21 protein-coding genes and 1 pseudogene are annotated in these 22,584 nt (G+C 70.6%); 11 read left to right on the forward strand and 11 right to left on the reverse strand.

Going from position 1 to position 22,584, the window contains the following annotated elements; all coding sequences use genetic code 11:
* Positions 1 to 136: 136 nt before the first annotated feature.
* Positions 137 to 2,338, forward strand: a complete 2,202-nt coding sequence (locus RNB18_RS25130) for a cytochrome P450/oxidoreductase (protein ID WP_311716364.1) — start codon at positions 137 to 139, stop codon at positions 2,336 to 2,338.
* Between the two features lie 221 nt (positions 2,339 to 2,559).
* A complete protein-coding gene (locus RNB18_RS25135) occupies positions 2,560 to 3,702 on the forward strand; it encodes an acetamidase/formamidase family protein (protein WP_311716365.1) in 1,143 nt (380 codons plus the stop codon).
* 20 nt (positions 3,703 to 3,722) lie between these two features.
* Here RNB18_RS25135 and RNB18_RS25140 read toward each other — a convergent pair whose 3' ends face one another.
* The 10 genes and pseudogenes from RNB18_RS25140 to RNB18_RS25185 form a co-directional block, all read right to left on the reverse strand.
* Complete coding sequence (locus tag RNB18_RS25140) at positions 3,723 to 4,343, reverse strand: GOLPH3/VPS74 family protein (protein ID WP_311716366.1); 621 nt, start codon at positions 4,341 to 4,343, stop codon at positions 3,723 to 3,725.
* A 100-nt stretch (positions 4,344 to 4,443) separates the two neighbouring features.
* On the reverse strand, positions 4,444 to 5,421 hold the full coding sequence (locus RNB18_RS25145; RefSeq protein WP_311716367.1) for a sugar phosphate isomerase/epimerase family protein: 978 nt from the start codon (positions 5,419 to 5,421) through the stop codon (positions 4,444 to 4,446).
* On the reverse strand, positions 5,418 to 6,029 hold the full coding sequence (locus RNB18_RS25150) for a nucleoside deaminase (RefSeq protein ID WP_311716368.1): 612 nt from the start codon (positions 6,027 to 6,029) through the stop codon (positions 5,418 to 5,420). Before RNB18_RS25150 ends, RNB18_RS25145 begins: the two co-directional genes overlap by 4 nt.
* Positions 6,030 to 6,051: 22 nt before the next feature.
* Positions 6,052 to 7,560: a GMC oxidoreductase gene (locus RNB18_RS25155; RefSeq protein WP_311716369.1), complete on the reverse strand. Its 1,509-nt coding sequence runs from the start codon at positions 7,558 to 7,560 to the stop codon at positions 6,052 to 6,054.
* A gap of 30 nt (positions 7,561 to 7,590) precedes the next feature.
* Positions 7,591 to 8,720: pseudogene (locus tag RNB18_RS25160) on the reverse strand (ROK family protein).
* 8 nt (positions 8,721 to 8,728) lie between these two features.
* Positions 8,729 to 10,039: a carboxylesterase family protein gene (locus RNB18_RS25165; RefSeq protein WP_311716370.1), complete on the reverse strand. Its 1,311-nt coding sequence runs from the start codon at positions 10,037 to 10,039 to the stop codon at positions 8,729 to 8,731.
* The gene (locus RNB18_RS25170; protein WP_280861388.1) at positions 10,036 to 10,857 is read right to left on the reverse strand and encodes a carbohydrate ABC transporter permease; all 822 of its coding nucleotides are present in this window, start codon (positions 10,855 to 10,857) and stop codon (positions 10,036 to 10,038) included. The genes RNB18_RS25165 and RNB18_RS25170 overlap by 4 nt, the downstream gene beginning before the upstream one ends.
* Entirely contained in the window at positions 10,854 to 11,795 is a 942-nt protein-coding gene (locus RNB18_RS25175) for a carbohydrate ABC transporter permease (protein WP_311716371.1), read from the reverse strand. Before RNB18_RS25175 ends, RNB18_RS25170 begins: the two co-directional genes overlap by 4 nt.
* Positions 11,795 to 13,093: an extracellular solute-binding protein gene (locus RNB18_RS25180; RefSeq protein WP_311716372.1), complete on the reverse strand. Its 1,299-nt coding sequence runs from the start codon at positions 13,091 to 13,093 to the stop codon at positions 11,795 to 11,797. The genes RNB18_RS25175 and RNB18_RS25180 overlap by 1 nt, the downstream gene beginning before the upstream one ends.
* A 195-nt stretch (positions 13,094 to 13,288) precedes the next feature.
* Positions 13,289 to 14,323 carry a chitinase gene (locus RNB18_RS25185; protein WP_311716373.1) on the reverse strand — a complete coding sequence of 345 codons (1,035 nt, stop codon included), beginning with the start codon at positions 14,321 to 14,323 and terminating at the stop codon, positions 13,289 to 13,291.
* Between the two features lie 281 nt (positions 14,324 to 14,604).
* Here RNB18_RS25185 and RNB18_RS25190 point away from each other — a divergent pair, with 281 nt between their 5' ends.
* From RNB18_RS25190 to RNB18_RS25200, 3 genes are read left to right on the forward strand one after another with little or no spacing between them, the layout of a single operon-like run.
* Complete coding sequence (locus RNB18_RS25190) at positions 14,605 to 15,678, forward strand: aromatic ring-hydroxylating dioxygenase subunit alpha (RefSeq protein WP_311716374.1); 1,074 nt, start codon at positions 14,605 to 14,607, stop codon at positions 15,676 to 15,678.
* The gene (locus RNB18_RS25195; RefSeq protein ID WP_311716375.1) at positions 15,675 to 15,863 is read left to right on the forward strand and encodes a hypothetical protein; all 189 of its coding nucleotides are present in this window, start codon (positions 15,675 to 15,677) and stop codon (positions 15,861 to 15,863) included. The genes RNB18_RS25190 and RNB18_RS25195 overlap by 4 nt, the downstream gene beginning before the upstream one ends.
* Positions 15,860 to 16,798 (forward strand): PDR/VanB family oxidoreductase, encoded by a 939-nt coding sequence (locus RNB18_RS25200; RefSeq protein ID WP_311716376.1) that lies wholly within the window; start codon positions 15,860 to 15,862, stop codon positions 16,796 to 16,798. The genes RNB18_RS25195 and RNB18_RS25200 overlap by 4 nt, the downstream gene beginning before the upstream one ends.
* On the opposite strand, the gene RNB18_RS25205 is transcribed toward RNB18_RS25200, so the two are convergent.
* Positions 16,713 to 17,594, reverse strand: a complete 882-nt coding sequence (locus RNB18_RS25205; protein WP_394817661.1) for an IclR family transcriptional regulator domain-containing protein — start codon at positions 17,592 to 17,594, stop codon at positions 16,713 to 16,715. The two genes, RNB18_RS25200 and RNB18_RS25205, sit on opposite strands and share 86 nt — an antisense overlap.
* Before the next feature lie 128 nt (positions 17,595 to 17,722).
* Here RNB18_RS25205 and RNB18_RS25210 point away from each other — a divergent pair, with 128 nt between their 5' ends.
* From RNB18_RS25210 to RNB18_RS25235, 6 genes are all read left to right on the forward strand, one after another.
* Positions 17,723 to 18,694: an ABC transporter substrate-binding protein gene (locus RNB18_RS25210; protein ID WP_311716377.1), complete on the forward strand. Its 972-nt coding sequence runs from the start codon at positions 17,723 to 17,725 to the stop codon at positions 18,692 to 18,694.
* Positions 18,691 to 19,464 carry an ABC transporter permease gene (locus RNB18_RS25215; RefSeq protein ID WP_311716378.1) on the forward strand — a complete coding sequence of 258 codons (774 nt, stop codon included), beginning with the start codon at positions 18,691 to 18,693 and terminating at the stop codon, positions 19,462 to 19,464. The genes RNB18_RS25210 and RNB18_RS25215 overlap by 4 nt, the downstream gene beginning before the upstream one ends.
* Positions 19,461 to 20,240 carry an ABC transporter permease gene (locus tag RNB18_RS25220; RefSeq protein ID WP_311716379.1) on the forward strand — a complete coding sequence of 260 codons (780 nt, stop codon included), beginning with the start codon at positions 19,461 to 19,463 and terminating at the stop codon, positions 20,238 to 20,240. The genes RNB18_RS25215 and RNB18_RS25220 overlap by 4 nt, the downstream gene beginning before the upstream one ends.
* Before the next feature lie 26 nt (positions 20,241 to 20,266).
* Positions 20,267 to 21,091, forward strand: coding sequence for an ABC transporter ATP-binding protein (locus RNB18_RS25225; RefSeq protein ID WP_311716380.1), 825 nt, complete (start codon positions 20,267 to 20,269; stop codon positions 21,089 to 21,091).
* 93 nt (positions 21,092 to 21,184) lie between these two features.
* Positions 21,185 to 21,418, forward strand: coding sequence for a hypothetical protein (locus tag RNB18_RS25230; RefSeq protein WP_311716381.1), 234 nt, complete (start codon positions 21,185 to 21,187; stop codon positions 21,416 to 21,418).
* 319 nt (positions 21,419 to 21,737) lie between these two features.
* A complete protein-coding gene (locus tag RNB18_RS25235) occupies positions 21,738 to 22,553 on the forward strand; it encodes an oxidoreductase (protein WP_311716382.1) in 816 nt (271 codons plus the stop codon).
* Positions 22,554 to 22,584 lie beyond the last annotated feature (31 nt).

Here is a 22,584-nt window from a genome sequence, read left to right on the forward strand (position 1 = left end):
ACGACGTCATCCACGAAACGTTGTCGCACGCGGCGGGACACCTTAGGGTGGCCCGACGCAGATGAGGCACCTGTTCATCCGGTGGCGCGGCCGGTCAACACCGCGCAGAAGACCGAGCACGTGGAGCGTGCCCTTCATGTCCGCCGACATCGACTTCGATCACCACTCCGACGAGGCCAACGCCGATCCGGTCGCCTACTACGCGCGTTTTCGCGAGTCCTGCCCGGTAGGCCGCGCCACCGCCTACGGCGGCTTCACCTATACGACGCGGTATGCCGACGTGGCCCGCATCGCCCGCGACGACGGGACGTTCTCCTCGGCCCGCAGCGACCACGGCGGCCAGGGGGTCGGCATCGTCATCCCCAAGGGACCGGGGCTCGACCAGTATCCGATCGAGCTCGACCCGCCGCGGTCGACCGAGTACCGGCACCTGATCAACCCGCTGCTCACCCCGGAGGCGATCGACCGGCTGGTGCCCATGATCGAGCGGCACGCCGCCCGCGTCGTGGACGACTTCGTCGAGCTCGGCTCCTGCGACTTCGTCCGTGACCTCACCAACCCGCTGCCGGCCGCGGTGACCTTGGACTGGCTGGGTTTCCCCGAGGAGGACTGGGCGAAGCTGGCCGGTCCGATCCACGACATCTTCGCCGCACCCGCCGACAGCGAGCGTGCCGTGCGCGGGGCCGCCGGACTGGCCTATATGGACCAGCGCATCCGTGAGCTGATCGCCGAGCGCCGGTCGGCACCACGGGCCGACGCGGTCAGCGCACTGGTGGCCGGCCGGCGCGGTGACGGCAGCGAGTTCGGCGAGGACGAACTGGTGTCGGTGATCGGCCTGCTCATCGCCGGCGGCGTCGACACCACCACCTCTCTGACCGGATCGACGCTCGTCCACCTCGCTCGCCACCCCGACCAGCGCCAGAAGCTGATCGACTCCCCCGATCTGCTGGACTCCGCGACCGAGGAGTTCCTCCGCGCGTTCGCCCCGTCGCAGTCGATGGCGCGCACGGTCACCCAGGACGCCGAGGTCGGCGGCTGCCCGATGCACCGGGGCGACCGGGTACTGATCCCGTGGGTCGCCGCGAACCACGACCCGGCCGTGTTCCCCGACCCCGAGCAGGTGCGGCTCGACCGCGACGCCAGCAGGCATCTCAGCTTCGGGATCGGCTCGCACCGGTGCGCCGGCGCGCATCTCGCCCGGGCCATGTTCCGCGCGATGATGACGCAGGTGCTGACCCGGCTGCCCGACTACCGGGTGATCGAGGAGGGTCTCGTCGCCTACCCGACGCGGGGCAACCAGTCCGGCTGGGACGCGGTCCCGGCGGTCTTCACACCCGGCCCCCGGGCAGGTGCGGCGACCGGCTCGGTCCGCGCCCTGACCACGCCCACACAGTTGCGGGTGACCGCGGTGCGCGCGGCGGCGCAGGACGTCGTCGCCGTCGACCTCGCCCTGCCGGACGGAGGCGACCTCCCGGCCTGGCGGCCCGGCGCGCACATCGAGCTGCGTCTGCCCTCGGGCAGGCTGCGTCAGTACTCGCTGTGCGGTGACCCCGACGACGCCGGCACGTGGCGCATCGGTGTCCTGCGCGAGCCCCGGGGCCGGGGCGGATCGGCCGAACTCCACGAACTGGCCCGCCCCGGGGCACTGTTCGCGGTCCGCGGGCCCCGCAACCACTTCCCGCTCACGTCGGCGCCGTCCTACCTGTTCCTCGCCGGCGGCATCGGCGTCACACCGATCCTCGCCATGGTCCGTGCGGCGGCGGGGCGCGGCACACCGTTCACCGTCGTGTACGGCGGACGCACCCGGTCGACGATGGCGTTCGCGGACGAACTCGCCGCCGTCGCCGGCGACCAGCTCACCCTGCTCCCCCAGGACGAGGCCGGACTGCCCGACCTCCCCCGGCTGCTGGGCGGGCTGGACGCGGACACCGCCGTCCACGCGTGCGGGCCGGCTCCGATGCTGGCGGCCGTCGAGCGCGAGTGCGCCCGTCTGGACCTCACCGACCGGCTGCACCTGGAGCGCTTCACCGCCGGCGACGACCTCGAGACGGCGTACGACGCCGCGGAGAACCGGGACTTCGACGTCCAGCTCGCGCGCACGGGCGGCACGCTCACCGTGCCGGCCGACCGCCGCCTCATCGAGGTACTGCGCGACGCGGTACCCGGCCTGTCCTACGACTGCGAGAAGGGATACTGCGGCGCCTGCGAGACCCGTGTGCTCGGCGGGACTCCGGAGCACCGGGACTCCGTGCTGAGCGAGGAGGAACGCCTTGCCGGGCGCACGATGATGATCTGCGTGGGGCGATGCCGGGGCGACCGCCTCGTCCTCGACCTCTGAGCCGTCCTCGGCCGTACGGGGCCAACAGCGGACGCGATGTCCGCTGTTGGCCCCGAGCGCTGCCCGGACCGGCGCGGCTTGAGCTTCACTCCGGGCCACTCATGCGAGATACCATGTTGGAATACGAGACAGCGTTACGGCGCGGACCCTCCCCGGAAACACCGGGGCAACGGGACGTTCCTAGCGTCGGGCCAGCCCTTCCCCTTCACGAAAGGTCGGCCATGACTGCGATCGACTCGCCCCTCCTCGACGTCGCCGCGACCGGATTCCCGATCCTCCAGCCCGGCCACGGAGCGATCGCGTCGACGACCTACGTCCCGTCAACGCCCGCGAACACCCTGTGGGGTCGTCTGCCCTGCGAGACGGACGCACCGTGCGCGGTCGTCCGACCGGGCACCGTCGTCACGGTCGACACACTCAGCCACGAGGGAGTTCTCGAGGACCAGGGCCGCAACCCCGCCCAGTTCTTCGGCCGTTACGGCGTCGGCGGCGGCCATGTGCTCGACGACGCCCAGCAGGTGGCGGACTCCGGTATGCCGCACGACTTCGACGACGACGGGCCGCACCTCGTCACCGGGCCGATCGCCGTGGCCGGAGCCCGGCCCGGCGATCTGCTCGCCATCACCGTCCTCGGCCTCACCCCACGGGTTCCGTACGGCTTGGTCTCCGCACGCCACGGCTTCGGCGCACTCCCCGGCGAGATGCCGTCGCTGCCCGGTCCCTCGTTCACCTTCGCCACGGCACACGCGGATCGCGACGGCGCGTGGGGCCGGATGGCGGTGGATCCGACGGACCCCTCCCGCGGTGCACTGCGCTTCCCGCTGCGGCCGTTCCTCGGCGTGATGGGCGTGGCGGTGCCCGGGGACGAGCGGCCGCACTCGGTGCCGCCGGGGCGCCACGGGGGCAACATCGACATCTCCCTGCTCGGCGAGGGCGCCACGCTGTACCTGCCGGTGCAGGTCGACGACGCGCTGGTCTACTTCGGGGACCCCCACTTCGCCCAGGGCGACGGCGAGGTCGCCCTCACCGCGTTCGAGGCATCGTTGCGCGCCACCGTGAAGCTCGAGGTGGTGCCGGGCGGCGCGGCCCTGCGGCCCGGCCACGGCCGCGTCGCCCCGTTCGCCGAGACGGACGACCACCTGGTGCCGATCGGGCTGGACAAGGACCTCGACGAGGCGATGCGCGACTGCGTGCGCTGCGCGCTGGACCTGCTCGCGACCGACTACGGCATCGACCGCCATCTGGCGATGGCGTATCTCAGCGCGGCAGGCGACTTCGCGGTCTCCCAGGTCGTCGACGACGTGAAGGGCGTCCACGCGAAGATCCGCAAGTCAGACTTTCGTGAGGTCCGCCGACCGCGCTGACCGGCGAACGCGCGACGGGATCAGGTCCAGGAAGAGAGCGCTCCGAGCCACACACAGGCGGCGACCGCGGTCAGGATCTGGGCGCAGGCCGGGCTCAGGGACCGCAGCATCGCCTCGGACCCGCCCCGCTCCCGACCGCCCCACGCGGCACCGCACGCACCGGCCAGCGCGGCCAACGCGACCGAGCGCTCCGAGGAATCAGCCGCACTTGCCAGAGACCGGACCGCGGCATCGCGCCTCTCCCCGTCCAGGACGTCGTAGCGACGAGCCAACCCCGTCGGCAACGGCAACCGTGTCGGCGTGCGAACGAGGACGCCCTCGGCGATCATGCCGGCCGACAGCCGCTTGTGTGCGCCGACGCTCAGGGCCCTGACCCACTCCGATGCCGTGCGCGGATTGCGAGACGACCGGATCCGCACGAGAACCTCTCCGAGCGCGCGGTTCTGCGGCTGTGCACCGTGGGCGGCGACGAGGTATCCGTCCACGGTGTGGAGGAAGCCGTCCAGAGCGAGTTCCATCAGCATCGCGCCGCTCAGGCCGAAGCCGAGGCCGGTGCCATAGCCGGGAACACGGCCCTGCCCGTCCAGATACACAGCCAGCATGAAGTCTCCGCAGAGGCTCGAGGTGGCATCGGTCTTCATCCCGGTCTCCCCAATACGGCGCTACGGCATCAGCACTATGGCGGGCCCGGAGACCCTGCGTCAATGCAAGATATCGTCCCGGCATACGGAACACGGCACTTCATCGCGTCAGGCTCCCAGATCGATATTTCAGCGGTATGTCATGACCCCGAGAGGCCAGCGCCCGCTTCGCCACCGCCGTTCCCGACCGCAGCGCGGCCACCGGATCAGCGGCCTCGTCCAGTTCGATCAGGACCGTGCCCGCGCCGGGCGTACCGGACATCGCGTCCGCCCAGCCCTCCCAGTCGACGATCCCCGTGCCCAGCTCCGTCATGTACGGCTGCTGCTGGGCGTACACCGTGTCGTCGATGGTGAGGTGGACGTCGATCGGGGCGACGGCGTCCTTCCAGTGGGCCAGGGCCGTGCGCGGTGTGTGGCGCCGGGCCACCGCGACGGGGTCGCCGCCGCCCAGGGCGATGTGGCAGGAGTCGGGGCACAGCCAGACATAGCGCGGGTCGGTCAGGGCCATGAACAGGTCGATGTCCCGCTCGTACCAGAGGGTGCTGTGGGACTCGGTGTGGAAGGCCAGCCGCACCCCGTACCGGGACACCGCCTCGCCCACCGCGTGCGCGATGTCGGCCATGCGGGTCATGTAGGCGGCGTCGACGAAGAAGGGCGGGCGGGTGCCGTACGTCGCCCTCATCGGCAGTCCGGCGACGAGGACTTCGGCGCCCACCTCGGCGAGGAAGGCGGAGCGGCGCTCGGCGTCGGCGACGATCTCGGGGAGGTTGTCGCCGTGCCGCCAGTCGGGGGCGTCGCTGTCGGCGACGAAGGCGCTGACGACGGCCAGGCCCCGGCCGGCCAGTTCCCGGCGGAACGCCGCCGCGCTGCCGTAGGCGCGCAGGGCGGAGTCGAGGTCGCCGGGCGCGAACGTGAGCTCGATGCCGGTGACCTCGGTCTCGGCGAGCGTGTCCAGCACCCGCTGCCAGAAGCGGTCCGGATGATCCGCGGCCCAGTCGCGGACCGCGTCGGCGGAGTCGAGGTCCCAGAATCCGGGGTGGTAGAAGGTGATGACGTCCGTCGCGAATCGAGGGCTCATTCCGTTCCCCCGCGCGCGTTGTAGACGACGACCTCGTCGGACTCGTCAATGGCCTTGCGGTAGTTGCGGAACACCGCGAGCGCCTCGTCCCTCAGGACGTCTCCCACGACCTCGATGCCACGTGTCTCGAACTGCTCGGCCCAGTCGGAGCCGACCGGGCCCTCGTCGAAGGTGGTGATCTCCTCCAGTTCCGGGCCCTGACCCGCGACCACCAGGCCGCGCACCCCGGACCACATCGTGGCGCCGTAACACTGCACGCAGGGACGCCAGTTGACGACCAGTTCGTGAGACGGCAGGCCGTCGCCGCCGAGGTCCCAGCTGCGGGTGGCAACCTGGGCGAGGCCGAGCGCGACGACCTCGGCGTGCGCGCTGGAGACTCCGCTGGACAGGACGACGTTCACGCCGACGGAGACGATCCGGCCGGACTCGCGCTCGGCGACGAGCGCGGCGAACGGACCGCCGTTGCCCTCGCGCCAGTTGCGGTCGGCGAGGCGGTGCACGAGACGCATCCGGTCCTCGCGGGAGGGTACGGCTGCGGGCGCGTCGGCGAGTTCGTCGTCGATCCAGGCGGGCAGGGCCACGCGGTATTCCCTGGCGATGTCGATCACGGTTCGGGTTCCTCTCGGTGGTTCAGGTGCGTGCGGTGACGGCACGGGCGGCCCGTACCGCGGTGACGGCGCCGGTCAGCGTCACGTTGGCGGCCATCGGCGTGGGGACGACCCCGTTGCCGGCCAGATACAGGTTGTCGAAGCCCCACACCCTCCCGTCCGGGTCACACACGCCGGTGCCGTCGTCGGTGACGCCTGCCCGGACCGTGCCGGTGAGATGCAGCGACGAACCGGGCGGCAGCACCGTCGACTCGGTCGCGGGATCGAAGGGGCCGAACTCCTCGGCGACGGACCGGACTTCGTCCAGCGCCCGCCGGATCAGCGCGCGGTCGGTCGCGGAGTAGCCGAACTCGACGCGGATGCGGGGCAGCCCGGCCAGGTCGGTCTCGCTCGCCGAGAACACGAGCCGGTTCTGCGGGCGCGACTCGACGGGGACGTACAGCGACAGGCCGACGGAGTGCGCGAGGGGCCGGCCGGCCCCGTCGACGTAGGTGCGGTTCATGATCTGGCCGTGGAAGGGCTGGGCGGGTCCGTTGCACGGCAGCCACAGCGAGTCGGTGCTGAACTCGCCGGGGCGCGGCAGGGGCAGGGCGTCGGGGTCGAGGCCGAACCGGTCGAGGTCGAGCAGGACGCGGGCCGTGACGAAGGCGTGCTCGTTGAGGTGGCGGCCCAGGGCTTCAGGGCGGATGCCGGAGGCGTACAGGAGTTGGGGGGTGCGCAGGGCGTCGGCGCACACCACCACGGTGCCGGCGCGGAGTTCGGACTCGGTGCCGTCGGCGACACGGCGCAGGCGGGCCCCGGTGACCCGGCCGGCGTCCCGGCTGAGGGCGGTCACGAGTGTGCCGGTGAGCAGGGTGAAGGCCGGGTCGCCGCCCTGGGCGAGTGCGGGGAAGATCGTCCCGGGTGCCGTGCGGGGCATGGGGCCCGACGGTGTGGGGGTGACGGCCATGGGCATGGGCTGCGGGGCCCGGTCGGCCGGCCCTGTGCCGCCGTAGCGTCGGCGCAGGACGTCGAGGACGAGTTCGCCGACCTTGGTCGGGCCGATCGCCGCGGGTGTGACGGCGAGCAGTGCGCGTGCGGTGTCGAGGTCGGCCGCCCAGGCGTCGGGGTCGCCGAAGTCGAAGACCTCGTCCCCGGCGGGCCACGGTGTGGCGGCGGTCCAGTGGACGCCCATGCCGCCCGCGTTCCAGGCGAGCGCGGCCTGCGGCATCGCCTCGGCGTCCTGGCCGAAGGCGAGTGCGTGGAACATGCCGGGGGTGAGGTCGGGGAGGCTGCCCGCGACCTCACGGACCACCTCGGCCCCCGTGTACATGCCCTGGATGCCGGTGGCGACCTTCTCGTTGTAACGGGACCACAGGTCGGGGTCGTCGAGGTCGTGCAGGTGCCGCCCCGGCGTACCGCCGATCGGGCTGCCGCCGTCGGCCATGGTGATGTGCAGCGCCGGATCGCTCCGGCGCAGGAGGCGGGCCACCAGGGCTCCCATGATGCCGCTGCCCACGATGAGGACGTCGGTGCGGGGGGTGTGGGTCAAGTGGAGCTCCGTGTACGTGTGTTGTGGGGGTCAGTCGACCGGGACGAGCGGTCCGAACAGCTCGGTGTCCATGCGGTCCAGGGCGAGCTTCACCCGCCGATGAGGGGGGCGTCGTGGCCGAGCGCGGTGGCGCGCAGTTCGACCGCGGGGGTGCGGGCGTCCCGCAGCGCGTTCCGCACCCGGGGCAGCAGGACGTCGGCCGCGTCCTCCAGCCCGCCGCCGAGGACGATGAGCGAGGGGGCGACCGTCCAGGACAGGGTGGTGAGGATCGACGTGATGTTCTCCACGAACTCGTCGACCTCGGCGAGCGCGGCGGTGTCACCGTTGCGGGCCGCCTCGAAACGGGCCAGGGCGAGGGCGCGTTGGGCGGGCAGCGGTGAGGTCAGGGCGGCCACCGGCCAGTCCTCGACCGAGCCGGCCGGCATCGAGCGGGCCTCGACGATCTCGCCCGCGGCACCGTCGAGCCCGCGGTGCACGGCCCCTCGGATGAGGATGCCGAGGCCGGTCCGGTTCCCGAGCATCGCCCATACGACGTTGTCGTGATCGGCGGCCACTCCCCGCCAACGCTCCGCCAGCGCACCGAGGTTGGTGTCGTTGTCGGCGAACCAGGGCACCGGGACACGCAGGCCGAGCTCCTCGGGCAGGTGCACGCCCTCCCAGCGTGTGGTGTGCACCAGGCGCCGTACGACTCCTTCGTCGTCGATGGCACCACCGCCGGCGATGGCCCCGGCGCGCAGCCGGTCCACCGAGCCGCCGGCGTCGTCGAGGGCCTGGAGGACCAGTTCGGCGGCGTCGTCGAGAGTGGTGCGCGGGTCCTTGTAGGCGCGCAGCGGCCGGTGTGCCCGGCCGAGGATGTGGCCGCGCACGTCGGCGACGACGGCGGAGGCATCGACGGTCGTGACGCGTACGGCGGCCAACAGGGCGTGTTCGGCGCGCAGTTCGTAGCGGCGGGCCGGGCGTCCGGCGCAGCCGCTGTTCGGCACCCGGTCGAGTTCGGCGACCCAGCCCGCCTCGACGAGCGAGTCCAGGATCAGTTCGATCGTGCGACGGGACAGACCGGTCTGCTCGGCGAGTTCGGTGAGTTTCCTCGGTCCGGCCGACACCGCCAACGCCCGCAGGATCACGGAGGTGTTGACCCGTCGTACGGCGCTCTGGTTCATGCCGGCCGTCAGCACGGCTCCCCTCCCGTCACCGGGTCGTACACGCCCCGGGTGTCGGCCGCGAGCGGTCGGCCGTATTCGCGGGCCGGGTCGCCGAGCCGCCCGGTGGCCCTCCCCCAGGTCGGGGTCTCGCCGCGGACGAAGCCGACGAGGTCGGTGTGCATCCGGGCGGCCAGTTCCGCGGGCGGGTTCGGGCCGAGCGCCTCGGGGACGCCGGGCGCGTCGAGCACGTCGAAGAAGAACGGGAGGTCGACGCAGTGCACGGCGCCGCCGAGGGCCGGGGAGGGCCATTCGAAGGAGTACAGCCAGGTACCGGCGGGGGCCGCGCGGCGGGCGGCCGCGGTGCGGGGGCAGGCGGAGCGGAACAGGGTGTCCGTGATCCGGGTGCCGGCCGCGCGCGACCCGCGCTCGCTGTCGCCGTCGAACTCGTCGCCCGTGGCGCCGAGCAGCAGCGGGACGTCCTGTCCGTGCACGGCCAGCCCCTCGGCGAGCGGCAGCGGCAGCATGTCGTCGCCCACGACCGGGCCGAGCAGGAGCAGGTCGTCGTCCTTGCGCAGGTCGAGCACGCCCCGCTGGAGCGACTCCGGTGCGCACAGAGCGAATCCGGCCCGGGTGGGCGGCACGCCCAGGTGCTCGCCGAGCCGTGCGAGGAAGGCGCGAGCCGGGGTAGCTTCCACCTCGAACAGGCCGCCGGACAGACTGACCGCCCGCTGGAACCGGCCGCGCCCGGCGGGCGACGACAGCAGCGCGAGCACCATCGCTCCCCCGGCCGACTGGCCCGCGACGGTGACCCGCTCCGGGTCACCCCCGAACGCGGCGATGTTCTCCCGCACCCAGTCGAGCGCGAGGAGCACGTCCCGCAGCCCAAGGTTGGTGGGGACGTCGTCCAGTACGGCGAATCCGTCGACGCCGAGCCGGTAGCCGACGGTGACGGTGACGACCCCGTCGCGGGCGAAGGCGCGGCCGTCGTACCAGGGGCTGGCCGGGCTGCCCGCGAGAAAGCCGCCGCCGTGGATCCATACGAGCACCGGGCAGCCGTCTGCGTCGGGGGCCGTGACGGAGACGTTCAGAATGTCGTCGCCCGGCACCGACGGTTCCGGGATGGTGGTCATGGCGAACAGCGGCACGCGCTGCGCGGTGGCTCCGGGGCGGGAGGCGTCGTACGGCCGCGTGAAGCGCCCGCGTGGGAGCGGCGCGGCGAACCTCCGTGGGCCGGTGGGTGCTTCGCCATAGGGGATGCCCAGGAAGCGCCGCACGTCCCGGTGTCGACGGCCGACGACCGTGCCCGCCGGGGTCCGGACGGTGACCGGCGTGCTCATCGCAGCCCCGTTCCCGCGATGCCCTGTACGAAGTACCGCTGCAGGAAGAGGAAGAGCACGAGAACCGGCAGCATCACGACGATCGCTCCGGCGAGCAGCAGGCCGTAGTCGGTGACATGGGCCGCGGCCTGGCTGGTGGCGGCGAGGCCGACCGGGAGGGTGTAGGTGGACATGCTCTGGGCGACGACCAGCGGCCAGATGAAGTTGTTCCAGGAGTTGAGGAACGACATGATCGTGATCGTGGCGACGGCGGGACCGGCCAGCGGCAGGAAGATCCTGAAGAAGATCCGGAACTCGCCCGCGCCGTCGATACGGGCCGCTTCGAGGAGTTCGTCGGGGACCGACAGGGCGTACTGGCGCACGATGAACACCGACAGGGGAAGCGCCGCGCCGGGCAGGGCGATTCCGGCGAGGGTGTCCGCGAGGCCCAGGTCCACGGTGATCACGAACTGGGTGACGAACACCGCGGTGAAGGGCACCATCATCGCCGCCATGACCGCGCCGAACGCGAGCCGCCGGCCCGCGAAGTCGAGTTTGGCGAGGGCGTATCCGGCGGCCGACGCGGCCAGGATGTTCCCGGCCACCACGATCAGCGCGACGACGACGCTGTTGACCAGGAACCGGCCAAAGCCCTGGGTCTCGAACAGCCGGGTGAAGTTGCCGAAGGTGAGGTGGTGCGGGAACAGGGCCCCGGGGTCGGAGCGGATCTCGTCCAGGCTGCGCAGCGAGCCGCTCACACCCCACGCGAAGGGCAGTGTCGTGAGCAGGGCACACAGCACCAGGGCGGCGTACATCACGGGGCGGGCGGCACGGTTCATGTGCGGGACCTCAGCAGCCGGAACTGGACGACGCTCACCACGGTCACCAGCGCGAGCGTCACGAAGGACGCCGCCGAGGACATCCCGAACTCGCCCGCCCCGAACTGGCGGTAGGTGTACAGCGCGACCGACTCGGTGGAGCCGAGCGGGCCGCCGCCGGTGAGGAGGTAGGGCTCGTCGAAGACCTGGAGGTAGAAGACGGTCAGCAGGACGGAGACCATGAGCGTGGTGGGCAGCAGCAACGGCAGGGTGATGTGCCGGAGTTGGCGCCAACGGCCGGCCCCATCGAGTGCGGCGGCCTCGTACACGTCCCGCGGGACGGCCTGGAGGCCGGCGAGGAACAGCACCATCGCGATGCCGAAGTTGCGCCAGACGCCGAGCAGGATGACGACCGGCATCGCCAGGTTGGGGTCGTCCAGCCAGTTCGGTCCGGCGAATCCGACCGCGCCGAGGAGCTTGTTGACGGTGCCGTCGATGTGGAAGGCGTACTGCCAGATCAGCGCGACGGCGACGACGTTCGTGACGACGGGCGCGAAGAAGACGGTGCGCAGGACACCGCGCATTCGGCTGATGCCGGAGTTCAGCGCGAGGGCCAGGGTGAAACCGATGCCCATCGTCAGCGGTACGCCCACGGCCACGAAGAGGGCGGTGTTGAGGATGTCCCGTACGAAGGTGTCGTCCTGGAACAGCCGGAGGTAGTTGTCGATGCCGGTGAAGTCGACGGCGAACGGGGTGCGCAGGTCGGCGCCGCGGATGTCGGTGAGGCTCAGCGCGAGCGCGGCGACCGTGGGGATGGCCGTGTAGACCAGGAAGACGAGGCCGAAGGGGGCGAGGAAGAGCCAGGCGACGGCGGTGCGGCGGGCACGGGACGCCTTGGGTGCCGCGGTCTTCGGTAGGGCCCTGGCCTTCTTTGCGGCCGGTGCGAGAGTCGTGGTCATCACTGCGTGCCCGTGCCGACGCTCTCGGCGTACGCCTGGATGTTCGCGGCCGCCTTCGCCGCGGTCTGCTTGCCCTTGGCGACGGCCTCCACCTCCTTGCCCAGCCGGGTCGCGACCTGCTGCCATGTGCTGACCTGCGGGAACGCGCGGGTGTTCTTGAGCTGGGTGAAGAAGGCGGCCAGCAGCGGCTGGCCCTTGATCGCCGGGTCGTCCCAGGCGGAGATGACGGCCGGCAGCGAGCCGTACCCCTTGTACTGCGCGACCTGCGTGCTGGGCTCGGCCAGATATCGGACGAGCTTCCAGGCGGCGTCCGAGTTGCCGCTGTCGGCGAGGACGCCCCAGGTGCCGCCCGCGGAGAAGGAGACGCTGCTCGACGCTCCGGCGGGCAGGGGGGCGGTGGCGACGTGGGAGGCCGTCCAGCCGCTCTTCTTGGCGGCGGTGTCGAGCTGGCCGATGACCCAGGGTCCGGTGATCATGCTCGCCGTCTTGCCGGAGACGAAGTACGGCTGTGCGTCGAGGAAGGTCGGCCCGCTGGTGTCGGCGGTGCCGGCGGTGAAGAAGGACGCGTTGTAGTCGAGGGCGTCGACCATCTGGGGCGTGTTCAGGTTCCACTTGCCGGCGGAGGTGACGAGTGAGCCTCCGGCCTGCCAGGCGTACATGGCGACGTCCTGGCCGTTGAAGATGTCCCACCCGATGTCGGCCCCGAGCGCGTGGGCCGCGCCGGCGCCCTGAAGGGCCTTGAGGAAGGGTTCCATGCCGGCCCAGGTGGTCGGCGCCTGGACGCCCGCCTTCTTGGCCAGATCTGATCGGTAGACGAGCGCGTATGTGTACGCGTACCAGGGCACCGTGTAGGCCACGTCGTCCACGACGCCGGCGTCCCAGAGGCTCTTGAAGAAGCCGCCCGGATCCACCAGGCCGTCCGGCACGGGCATCAGGGTCGACGAGTCGAGGAACTGCGCCTGCGACTCGGGGAAGAACTGGGCGACGTCCGGTCCCTTGCCCGCCGCGATCGCCGCCTGGAGCTTGGTGTAGTACTCCGCGTTCGGGATCAGCGTGGTCTTCACGACCAGGTCGGGGTTGGCGGACTTGAACGGCTTGACGACCGTGCCGAGCACGTCGGCGTCGCCCTGGGCGGCCCAGACGTTCACGGTGCCGGTGGCCGGGGACGCGTCGACCTTCTTGGCGCCGGAAGCGGCGGCCGCGTCGTCTTCGCGCCCGCAGCCGGCCAGGGGAAGCGCGGCGCCGAGGGCCATTCCGGCGGTCAGCCGCAGGGCGGTGCGACGGGAGAGGTTGGGCACGGGGACTCCTGTGACACGAGATTCCTCACGAGTACTGAGGGCGGTGGCGTGGTGTGTCCCGACGCTATGAACCGCGTGTTTCGGCCACGTGGCGGTCCTCGCCCCGAATAATTTCGGAACTTGTAGCGAAATCGGTGTGGCGAGGGCCCGGTGCGCGGAGTGCGCACCGGGCCCTCGCCGCCCTGAGGCGTTCCGCTACTTGTGACCGCCGCTCGTGAACTGCTCGAAGGTGTGGCTGAAGGCCCAGGTGTCCTGGACGATGCCGGAGCAGGAGTTGGAGCCGCCGGTGCCCGGGCAGCCGCCGTTGTCGCGCTGGAGCGCCCAGAAGGAGAGGCTGTTGATCTTCTTGGCCTCGGCCCACTGCTCCACCGCGACCGCGTTCTCGACGGTGAAGGTCTCCTCGGGGCCGTAGTCGTCGATGCCGGGCATCTCGATGACCCCGATCATGCTCCACAGCTTCGCGGAGCTCTTGTGCGGGTAGAGCGCGGCGAGCTGGCCGTGCAGCCCCTCGGCGGCCGTCTTGGTGTCGGCCGCCATGTCGTGCGTGGCGCCGTCGTAGTAGTCGAACGTCATGAGGTTGACGACATCCACGCGTGCACCGTTGTCGACGGCGTTCTGGAGCACGGCGAGGCCGTTGGCCGCGAGGCCGGTCGTGGAGGTCGGGAGGGTGTAGGAGAACTGCACGGTGCGGCCGGTGCGTTCGGCCCAGCGCTGGACCTTGGCGATCGCCTTGTTGCGGCGGTCGATCCCGGCGGCGTTGTTGATGGAGTCGCCCTCGACATCGAGGTCGATGCGGCTGATGCCGTACGTCGTGACGAGGCTCTTGAACACGTCGGCGATGGCGTCGACGCTGGTGCAGCTGTCGGCCAGTTCGGTGCCGGTCGTGTCCGCGGACCAGCCGCCGAAGGACGGGATGACGTCGCCGCCGCGCGCCTGGATGGTGGCGATGTCACGGCCGAAGGACGCCTTCGAGATCGGCTGACCGCTCTCGCCGTTCCAGTAGGTGGTGCAGGAACCCGCCGTGGCCGTCTGAAGGAAGGCCATGGTGAGGTACTTGTTGCCCGAGGCGGCGGCGAGCGCGGCCGGGCTCTCGCCCGTCCACGTCTCGACGTAGGGGGCCGCCACCTGGGCGGGCAGGGGCTTGCCGAAGGCCGTGAGCGAGGGGGCGGACGGCGCCGCGAGCGCGCTCCCTCCCCCGAGTCCGACGAGCCCGGCGGACAGAGCGCTCACGCTCAGACAGGACAGCAACGCACGAAGGTGACCAGGTCGTCTCACTGACGCTCCCAGGGGAAAGGGCATGCGGGGACGCGGAAGGACAGAACCGCGGGGAAGAAGAACGGTGCCCATAATTGGACTAGACCATCTAACTGTCAAGGTTCTTTACAGTTAGATGGCCCAGTCCGCCCCAGCAGGTTGTCCGGCCTTCCCCTTCCGTGAGACGGAAGCGGTGTTGCCGTGCCCCTGCGAACGTTAAGACGATGCCACCACCACGACAGACGGGAGCCGCAACGATGCCGCACACGACCGCCTTCGCCAGGAACCAGTGGTACGTCGCCGCCTACAGCCATGAGGTCGGGCGCGAGGAGTTGCTCGGCCGGACGATCCTCGGTGAGCCGCTCGTGTTCTACCGGACCGAGGAGGACGGGACGCCCGTCGCGCTCGCCGACCGGTGTGTGCACCGCAGGTTCCCGCTGCACGAGAAGCCCAGTCGGCTCGACGGTGACAAGATCGTGTGCGGGTACCACGGGTTCACGTACGACACGACGGGCACCTGCGTGTACGTGCCGGGCCAGAAGCGCGTACCGCGCACCGCGCGGGTCGCCTCCTACCCCGTCGTCGAGCTGGACTCCCTGATCTGGGTCTGGATCGGCGACCCGGCCCTCGCCGATGCCGACACCATCCCGCGGGCCAGGCACCTCGACTCCGCCGGCTGGGTCACCGTCCGCGGCATGGAGCCGATCGACGCCGACTACGGCCTGCTGGTCGACAACCTCCTCGACCTCTCCCACGAGACCTATCTGCACGGCGGCTACATCGGCACCCCCGAGGTCGCCGAGACGCCGATCACCACGGAGGTCGACGAGGGCGCGGGCATCGTGCGGGTGAGCCGGCACATGGACGACGCCGAGTGCCCGCCCTTCTACGCCAAGTCCACCGGCATCAGGGGCAGGATCACGCGCTGGCAGGACATCGAGTACCACGCGCCCTGTCTGTATCTGCTGCACAGCCGCATCGCGCCGGTCGGCGTGCTGCCCGAGGCGGACGGCAGCGACCCGAACGGCTTCCACACCGAGATCACGTACGCCATCACCCCGTCGAGCGACGGTCACGTGTACGACTTCTGGATGGTCTCGCGCGACTGGGCTACCGAGGACGCCGAGGTGACCGAGTTCCTGCGGGGCAACAACCACACCGTCGTCATGCAGGACGTCGACGCGCTCAACCTGCTGCAGCGGACGCTCGGCACCGAGCGCACCGGCTACCAGGAGCTGAGCATCAACATCGACACCGGCGGTCTCGCCGCCCGCCGTATCCTCGCCCGGCTGGTCGAGGAGGGCGACAAGCCCGTGGAGAAGGTCCTGTGAGTGCCGGACCCACCGGGGAGATCTACCGCATCGACTGGCTGCCGGGCACCGATGTCCTGCACGGCACCTGTCACTGCGGCCGCGAGCACACCTCGCAGGACCCGATCGAGATGTGGGAGTGGATGCTCGCCCATCCGCAAGGACACGAGCCGCTCTCACACGAGCCGCAAGGAACCAGTTCATGAGTGACGCGTACGAAGCCGAACTCGTCGTCGACCGCAGGGACGCGGCGGCCGACGGCGTGCTCGCCCTCACCCTGCGCCACCCGCTGGGCGAACAGCTCCCGCAGTGGGAGCCCGGCGCCCACATCGACGTGGTGCTCGGCCCCGGTCTGGAGCGGCAGTACTCCCTGTGCGGCGACCCGGCCGACCGCACCGCCTGGCGGATCGCCGTGCTGCGCGAGCCCGCGGGGCGCGGCGGATCCGCCCATGTGCACGAGCAGTTGGGGCAGGGCGACAAGGTCAGGGTGCGCGGCCCGCGCAACCACTTCACCCTGCGGCCCGCACCCCGCTACCGCTTCATCGCGGGCGGCATCGGCATCACCCCGATCCTCCCGATGCTCGCGGCGGCGGAGGCCCAAGGCGTGGAGTGGACGCTGCTGTACGGCGGGCGAACGCGCGAATCCATGGCGTTCACCGAGGAGTTGCGCCGCTACGGCGATCGGGTCACCGTCGCTCCCCAGGACGAGACGGGCCTCCTGGACCTGGCGTCGGTGCTCGACGGCGTCCCCGAGGGAACCCTCGTCTACTGCTGCGGGCCCGGCCCGCTGCTCGACGCGGTGGAGGAGCGCTGCCCGGCCGGACTGCTGCACGTGGAGCGGTTCACGCCGAAGGAGCAACCGGCCTCGGAGAACACGGAGTTCGAGGTCGAGCTGGCACAGACCGGCACGACGGTCACCGTGGCCCCGGACGTCTCCGTGCTCGACGCGGTGCGCGCCTCGGGCGTGGAGGTGCTGTTCTCGTGCACCGAGGGCACCTGCGGCACCTGTGAGACCGATGTCCTCGACGGCACCCCGGACCACCGGGACTCGGTGCTCACGGACGAGGAGCGGGAGGCCGGGGAGACGATGATGATCTGTGTGTCCCGGTGCCGCGGGAAGAAGCTGGTACTGGACCTGTAGCCATACCGAGATCGGTCTCGATGCCCGCGACCGTCTCCAGCAGTGGCGGCAGCAGGTCCCGCCGCAACACGGCCAGCGTCGTACGCCCCGCCTGCACGGGGATGTTGACCGCCGCCACCACCTCGCCGCCCCGGCCCCGCACCGGGGCGGCGATCGAGCGCAGCCCCTCCTCCAGTTCCTGGTCGACGACGGCGTACCCCTGCCGGCGTACCCGGTCGAGTTCCGCCCGCAGAAGGTCGGCGGAGACGAGGGTGCGGGCGGTGAGGGGGATCAACTCGGCGTGTGCGAGGCGTACTTCGATGTCCTCCTGCGGCAGATGCGCGAGGATCACCCGCCCGACCGAGGTGACATGGGCCGGGAAACGGGTGCCGACGGTGATCGCCGCGGTCATGATGCGACGCGCGGGCACCCGGGCGACGTACACGATGTCGTCGCCGTCGAGTACGCACAGGGACGACGACTCCCTTGTGTTCTCCACGAGTTGCTCCAGATGCGGTTCGGCGATCTGGGCCAGCGAGAAACTCGACAGGTAGGAGTAGCCGAGCTCGAGGACGCGTGGCGTGAGCCGGTAGGTGCGGCCGTCGGCGCGGACGTATCCGAGGTCGGCCAGGGTCAGCAGGAAGCGGCGGGCGGCGGCGCGAGTCAGTCCGCAGGCGCGGGCGACCTCGCTGAGGGTGAGTTCCGGGTGGTCGGCGTCGAACGCGCGGATGACGGCGAGGCCGCGCTCCAGGGAACGTACGAAATGCGGGGCGCGGGCTGCCGGGGACATCGTCGCCTCCAGGGAGTTGTTTCCCATGAATGTCAACAATATTGTCAGCCAAAGGCATTGACCTCACCCCCGCGAGCCCCATACCTTTCGCGCTGAGCACCACTGTGCGGTCTGCGCACAGCCTGTCGGAACAACAAGTCTGCACAGGAGGAGCCATGCGTCGTCTGCTCGTCGCCCTCGCGGCCGGAGCATTACTGGTCACCGCGTCGGCCTGTGGTTCGTCCGGCGACTCGGGGGCCTCGGACTCGGGATCGTCGTCCGGCGGCACCACCACCGTCAAGCTCGGCCTCATTCCCATCGTCGATGTCGCGCCGGTCTATCTGGGCCAGAAGAAAGGCTTCTACGGCAAGCGCGGGCTGAAGCTCGAGATATCGACCGCGTCCGGCGGCGCGGCGATCGTGCCCGGAGTCGCCAGCGGGCAGTTCCAGTTCGGTTTCTCCAACGTCACCTCCCTGCTGATAGCCCAGTCGTCCGGGGTGCCGGTCAAGGCGGTCTCCAACGGCATCGCCTCAACGGGCTTGGCGGGCAAGGACTTTGCGGCGATCGCGGTGAAGAAGGGCAGCTCGATCAAGTCCGCGAAGGACCTGGAGGGCAAGAAGGTCGCCATCAACACGCTGAAGAACATCAACGAGTCCGCCGTGCGCGAGTCGGTCCGCAAGGACGGCGGCGACCCGGACAAGGTGAAGTTCGTGGAGCTGGCCTTCGACCAGATGCCGGCCGCTCTCGACAGCGGCCAGGTCGACGCGGCCTGCGCGGTCGAGCCCGCGCAGGCCACGATCAAGAGCCAGGGCGGCCAGGTGATCGCCTCGCCGTTGGTGGACGTGGCCAAGGACACCACGGTCGCCATGTACTTCACCTCGACGCGGTACCAGCAGCAGAACGCCGACGTGGTGAAGAAGTTCCAGGAGGCCACCGCCGAGTCCCTCGCCTACGCGGACGCCCACCCGGACGAGGCACGCCAGATCATCACGACGTACACCAAGATCCCGGCGTCGGTGCTGGCGCAGGTGACTCTCCCGAAGTGGCCGGCCGAGCCGAACAAGGAGTCCATCGAGGCACTGGCGAAGCTGGGCGAGGAGGACGGGTTCTTCAAGAAGACCCCCGACGTGGACGCGCTGCTTCCGTGAGGCTCCAGAACGCGGCGCTGGGCGCCGCAGGCCTCGCGGCCTTCCTCGCCCTGGGCGAGGCGGTGCCGCGACTCGGTCTGGTCAAGGAGGAGTACTTCCCGCCGACCAGCCGGATCGCGAGCGCCTTCGCCGACGAACTCTCCGACGGCGCCTTCTGGACGGCGCTCGGCGACACCCTCGCCGGCTGGGCCCTGGGCCTGGCCATCGCCGTCTCGGCGGGGATCGTCATCGGCGTGATCGTCTCCGTCGTGCCCTATCTGCGCGAGGCGACGGCCTCGACGATCGAGTTCCTGCGCCCGATCCCCTCGGTCGCCCTCATCCCGCTGGCGGTGCTGTTGTACGGCAGCGAACTGCGCTCGGTGCTGTTGCTCGTCGTGTACGCAAGCTTCTGGCAGGTCCTCATCCAGACGCTCTACGGCGTCCAGGACGTCGACCCCGTCGCCGAGGAGACGGCACGGTCGTACGGTCTCGGCACCTGGGCGCGGATCCGGCATGTTCTGTGGCCGACCGCGCTGCCGTATGTGATGACCGGTGTCCGACTGGCCGCGGCCGTCGCGCTGATCCTCGCCATCACCGGTGAACTCGTCATCGGCGCACCGGGGTTGGGCGCCAGGATCGCGGTCGCGCAGAACTCGCAGGCGGTCCCGGAGATGTACGCGCTGATCGTGGTGACCGGTCTTCTGGGGCTGCTCATCAACGTCGGCGCGCGTACCGTGGAGCGACGGTCGCTGGCCTGGCACCAGTCGGTGCGCGGGGAGGTGGCGGTGTGAAGCGGCTCGTTCTCCAGCTGGTCTTCGTGCTGGCGCTGCCCGCGTTGCTGGTCGCCGTGTGGTGGCTCGCGTCGGACGGCAGCACCAACGTCTTCTGGCCGCCGCTGCGCACGATCCTCCAGACCTTCCCGGACGTGTGGACCGCCGAGCGCCTGCGCGCCGACGTGCTGCCCAGCATCTGGCGACTGGCGGCCGGTTACGCCCTGGCGGCCGTCGCCGGGGTGGCGGTCGGCACGGTCATCGGCTCCTACCGGCGGGTGCGGGCGGTGTGCGAACCGGTCCTGGAGTTCCTGCGGGCGGTCCCGCCGCCGGTCCTGATCCCGGTCATCATGCTGTTCGCGGGCATCGGCGACACCATGAAGGTCACGGTGATCGCGAGCGGCTGTGTCTGGCCGATCCTGCTCAACACGGTCGAGGGCGTACGCGCGGTCGACCCGGTGATGCTGGAGACGGCCCGCTCCTACGGCATCACCGGCCCCTCGCGCCTGCGCGAGCTGGTGCTGCGCTCAGCGAGTCCGCAGATCTTCGCGGGTCTGCGCCAGGCCCTCTCGATCGGCATCATCCTGATGGTCATCAGCGAGATGTTCGCGGCCAGCAACGGCATTGGTTTCACCATCGTCCAGTTCCAGCGCAGTTTCGCGGTCCCCGACATGTGGACCGGGATCCTCGTCCTCGGTCTGCTCGGCTATCTGCTCTCCGTCGTCTTCCAGCTGGTCGAGCGGCGGGCCCTCGCCTGGTACCACGGCCTGCGCGCCTCGACCCGGCGGTCCCCGTGAATCACCCGAACCCGAAAGGGCGGTCCATGCGCGCGCATCTTGGCGTATCCGGCCTGCAGAAGGTCTACGAGGGTTCCGGCCGCCGTGTGGAGGCGGTCCGCGACCTCACCTTCACCGTCGAAGCGGGCGAACTCGTGTGTCTCGTCGGCCCGTCCGGCTGCGGCAAGACGACCCTGCTGAAGTGCATGGGCGGCCTGCTCACCCCGACCGCCGGCGAAGTCCACCTGGCGGGACGGAAGGTGAGCGGTCCCCCGCCCGGGATGGCCTTCGTCTTCCAGGAGTACGGGCGCAGCCTCTTTCCCTGGATGCGCGTTGCCGACAACGTCGAACTGCCGCTGAAACAGAAGGACTTGAGCAAGGCGAGGCGACGTGAACTGGTCGCCGACGCACTGGAGTCGGTGGACCTCACGGAGGCCGCCGGGGCGTATCCCTGGCAGCTCTCCGGCGGTATGCAGCAGCGCGTCGCGATCGCCCGCGCACTCGCGTACGAGCCCGAGGTCCTGCTGATGGACGAGCCGTTCGCGGCCGTGGACGCGCAGACCCGCGCCGACCTGGAGGATCTCGTACGACGGCTGTGGCGGGAGCGCGGCATCACGATCCTGTTCGTCACCCACGACATCGACGAGGCGGTCTACCTGGGCGAGCGGGTGATCGTGCTGTCCGCCTCGCCCACGGTCGTGCAGGAGCAGCTCAAGGTCGATCTGCCGGACGAGCGGGACCAGTTGCACACGCGTGTGGCCCCGCGCTTCGCCGAACTGCGCACCCATGTGTACGAGCAGATCCAGGCGGCGAAGCGCGGAGTCGTTCAGGACGCCGTCGTCACGAAGTCGGATACGCCTCCACTTCGCTGAACTGCCCTGCGGGCCAGCCGGTGTTGGCGCTGACGGAGAGGCGGAGGCAGCACAGGCCGGCACCGCTGGGCAGGGAGCGTCCACCTCGACGACTTGAGCACCGACCTGGTGGCCGACTGGCTGCGCGAGCGCCGCCGCTGGCCCGAGGCCACCAACCCGCACCTGCTCATCACCTCCCGGACCTATGGGCCGACCGCATCCTGGACGAGGCCCGGGGTGACCGCCGATCCGGTCCATCTCGTGCGCCTCTTCGGCATCCATCCCAGCATCGCCGTGAAGTACGTACACGCCGTGCACCCGGACAAGGCCCTGCCGCGGATCCGCTGACCGGGCGACACCGCCCCGCAGCCACGGCACGCGGTGGAAGACGTCCACCATCCCTTCGCCCTGGTCCCTGCCGGATCCGATGCGCGGCTGAGCCCAAGTGGGACGGCTACCGGGCATTCGTGGGCCGGTGGGCCGATGGCCGCGCGCTGATCCGCTCCCGCGGCGGCGGTGACCTGACCGGGGCCTTTCCCGAGATCCTTCTCGAACCGCCGGACCCGACCACTTGCCATCGACCGACGGACCCCCGTATGGTCGTACGAACGTAAGACATACGACCGTACGACATACGGACGTACTCTAAAACCAAGGGAGCTTTGTGATGGCGACGACTCAGCCGGTGGCACTCGTGACAGGTGCGTCCACCGGTATCGGAAAGGCGGCTGCCCTCGCGCTCGCCGCAGCGGGTTTCGAGACGGTGGGAACGAGCCGGAAGACGTCGGGAGCCGACCGTCGTGACGGCGTGACGTTCCTCGCCCTCGACGTGGGCAGCGACGATTCGGTCGCTGCCGCGGTCAAGCAGGTGATCGAGCGGTTCGGGCGGATCGACGTTCTCGTCAACAACGCGGGCGTCGGCTCCTCGGGCGCGTGGGAGGAAAACACTCTCGCGCAGGCCGAGCGCCTCTTCAACACCAACGTCTTCGGCGTGATGCGCATGACCAAGGCCGTTCTCCCGCACATGCGCGCCCAGGGAAGCGGGCGCATCATCAACATCTCATCCGTCCTCGGGTTCCTCCCCGCGCCCTACATGGCCAACTACTCGGCGTCCAAGCACGCGCTCGAGGGGTACACCGAGTCCCTGGACCACGAGATCCGCGAACAGGGGGTCCGGGCCCTCATCGTCCAGCCGGGCGGTACCAAATCCGCGTTCGAGGCGAACACCGTCGAGCCCGACATGCCCATGCAGATCTATGCGGAGCAGCGGCGTATCGCCGACAAGGTGGCGTTGGCGGTCAACGAGGAGGGCGACGACCCCGCCACCGTCGCGAAGGTGATCGTCGCGGCCGCCACCGACTCCAAGCCGAAGGTGCGGTACACCGCCGGCCGGCAAGCCCGGCTCGTCAGCGCGGCGCACCGTATCCTTCCCGCCGGGGTCTTCGACGGACAGATCCGCAAGAGCAACAAGCTCCCCGGCTGAGATCTGCAGACGGTGAACCGCTCCGATATCG

The sequence above is a fragment of the Streptomyces doebereineriae genome, assembly GCF_031845645.1.
Lineage (GTDB): Bacteria > Actinomycetota > Actinomycetes > Streptomycetales > Streptomycetaceae > Streptomyces > Streptomyces canus.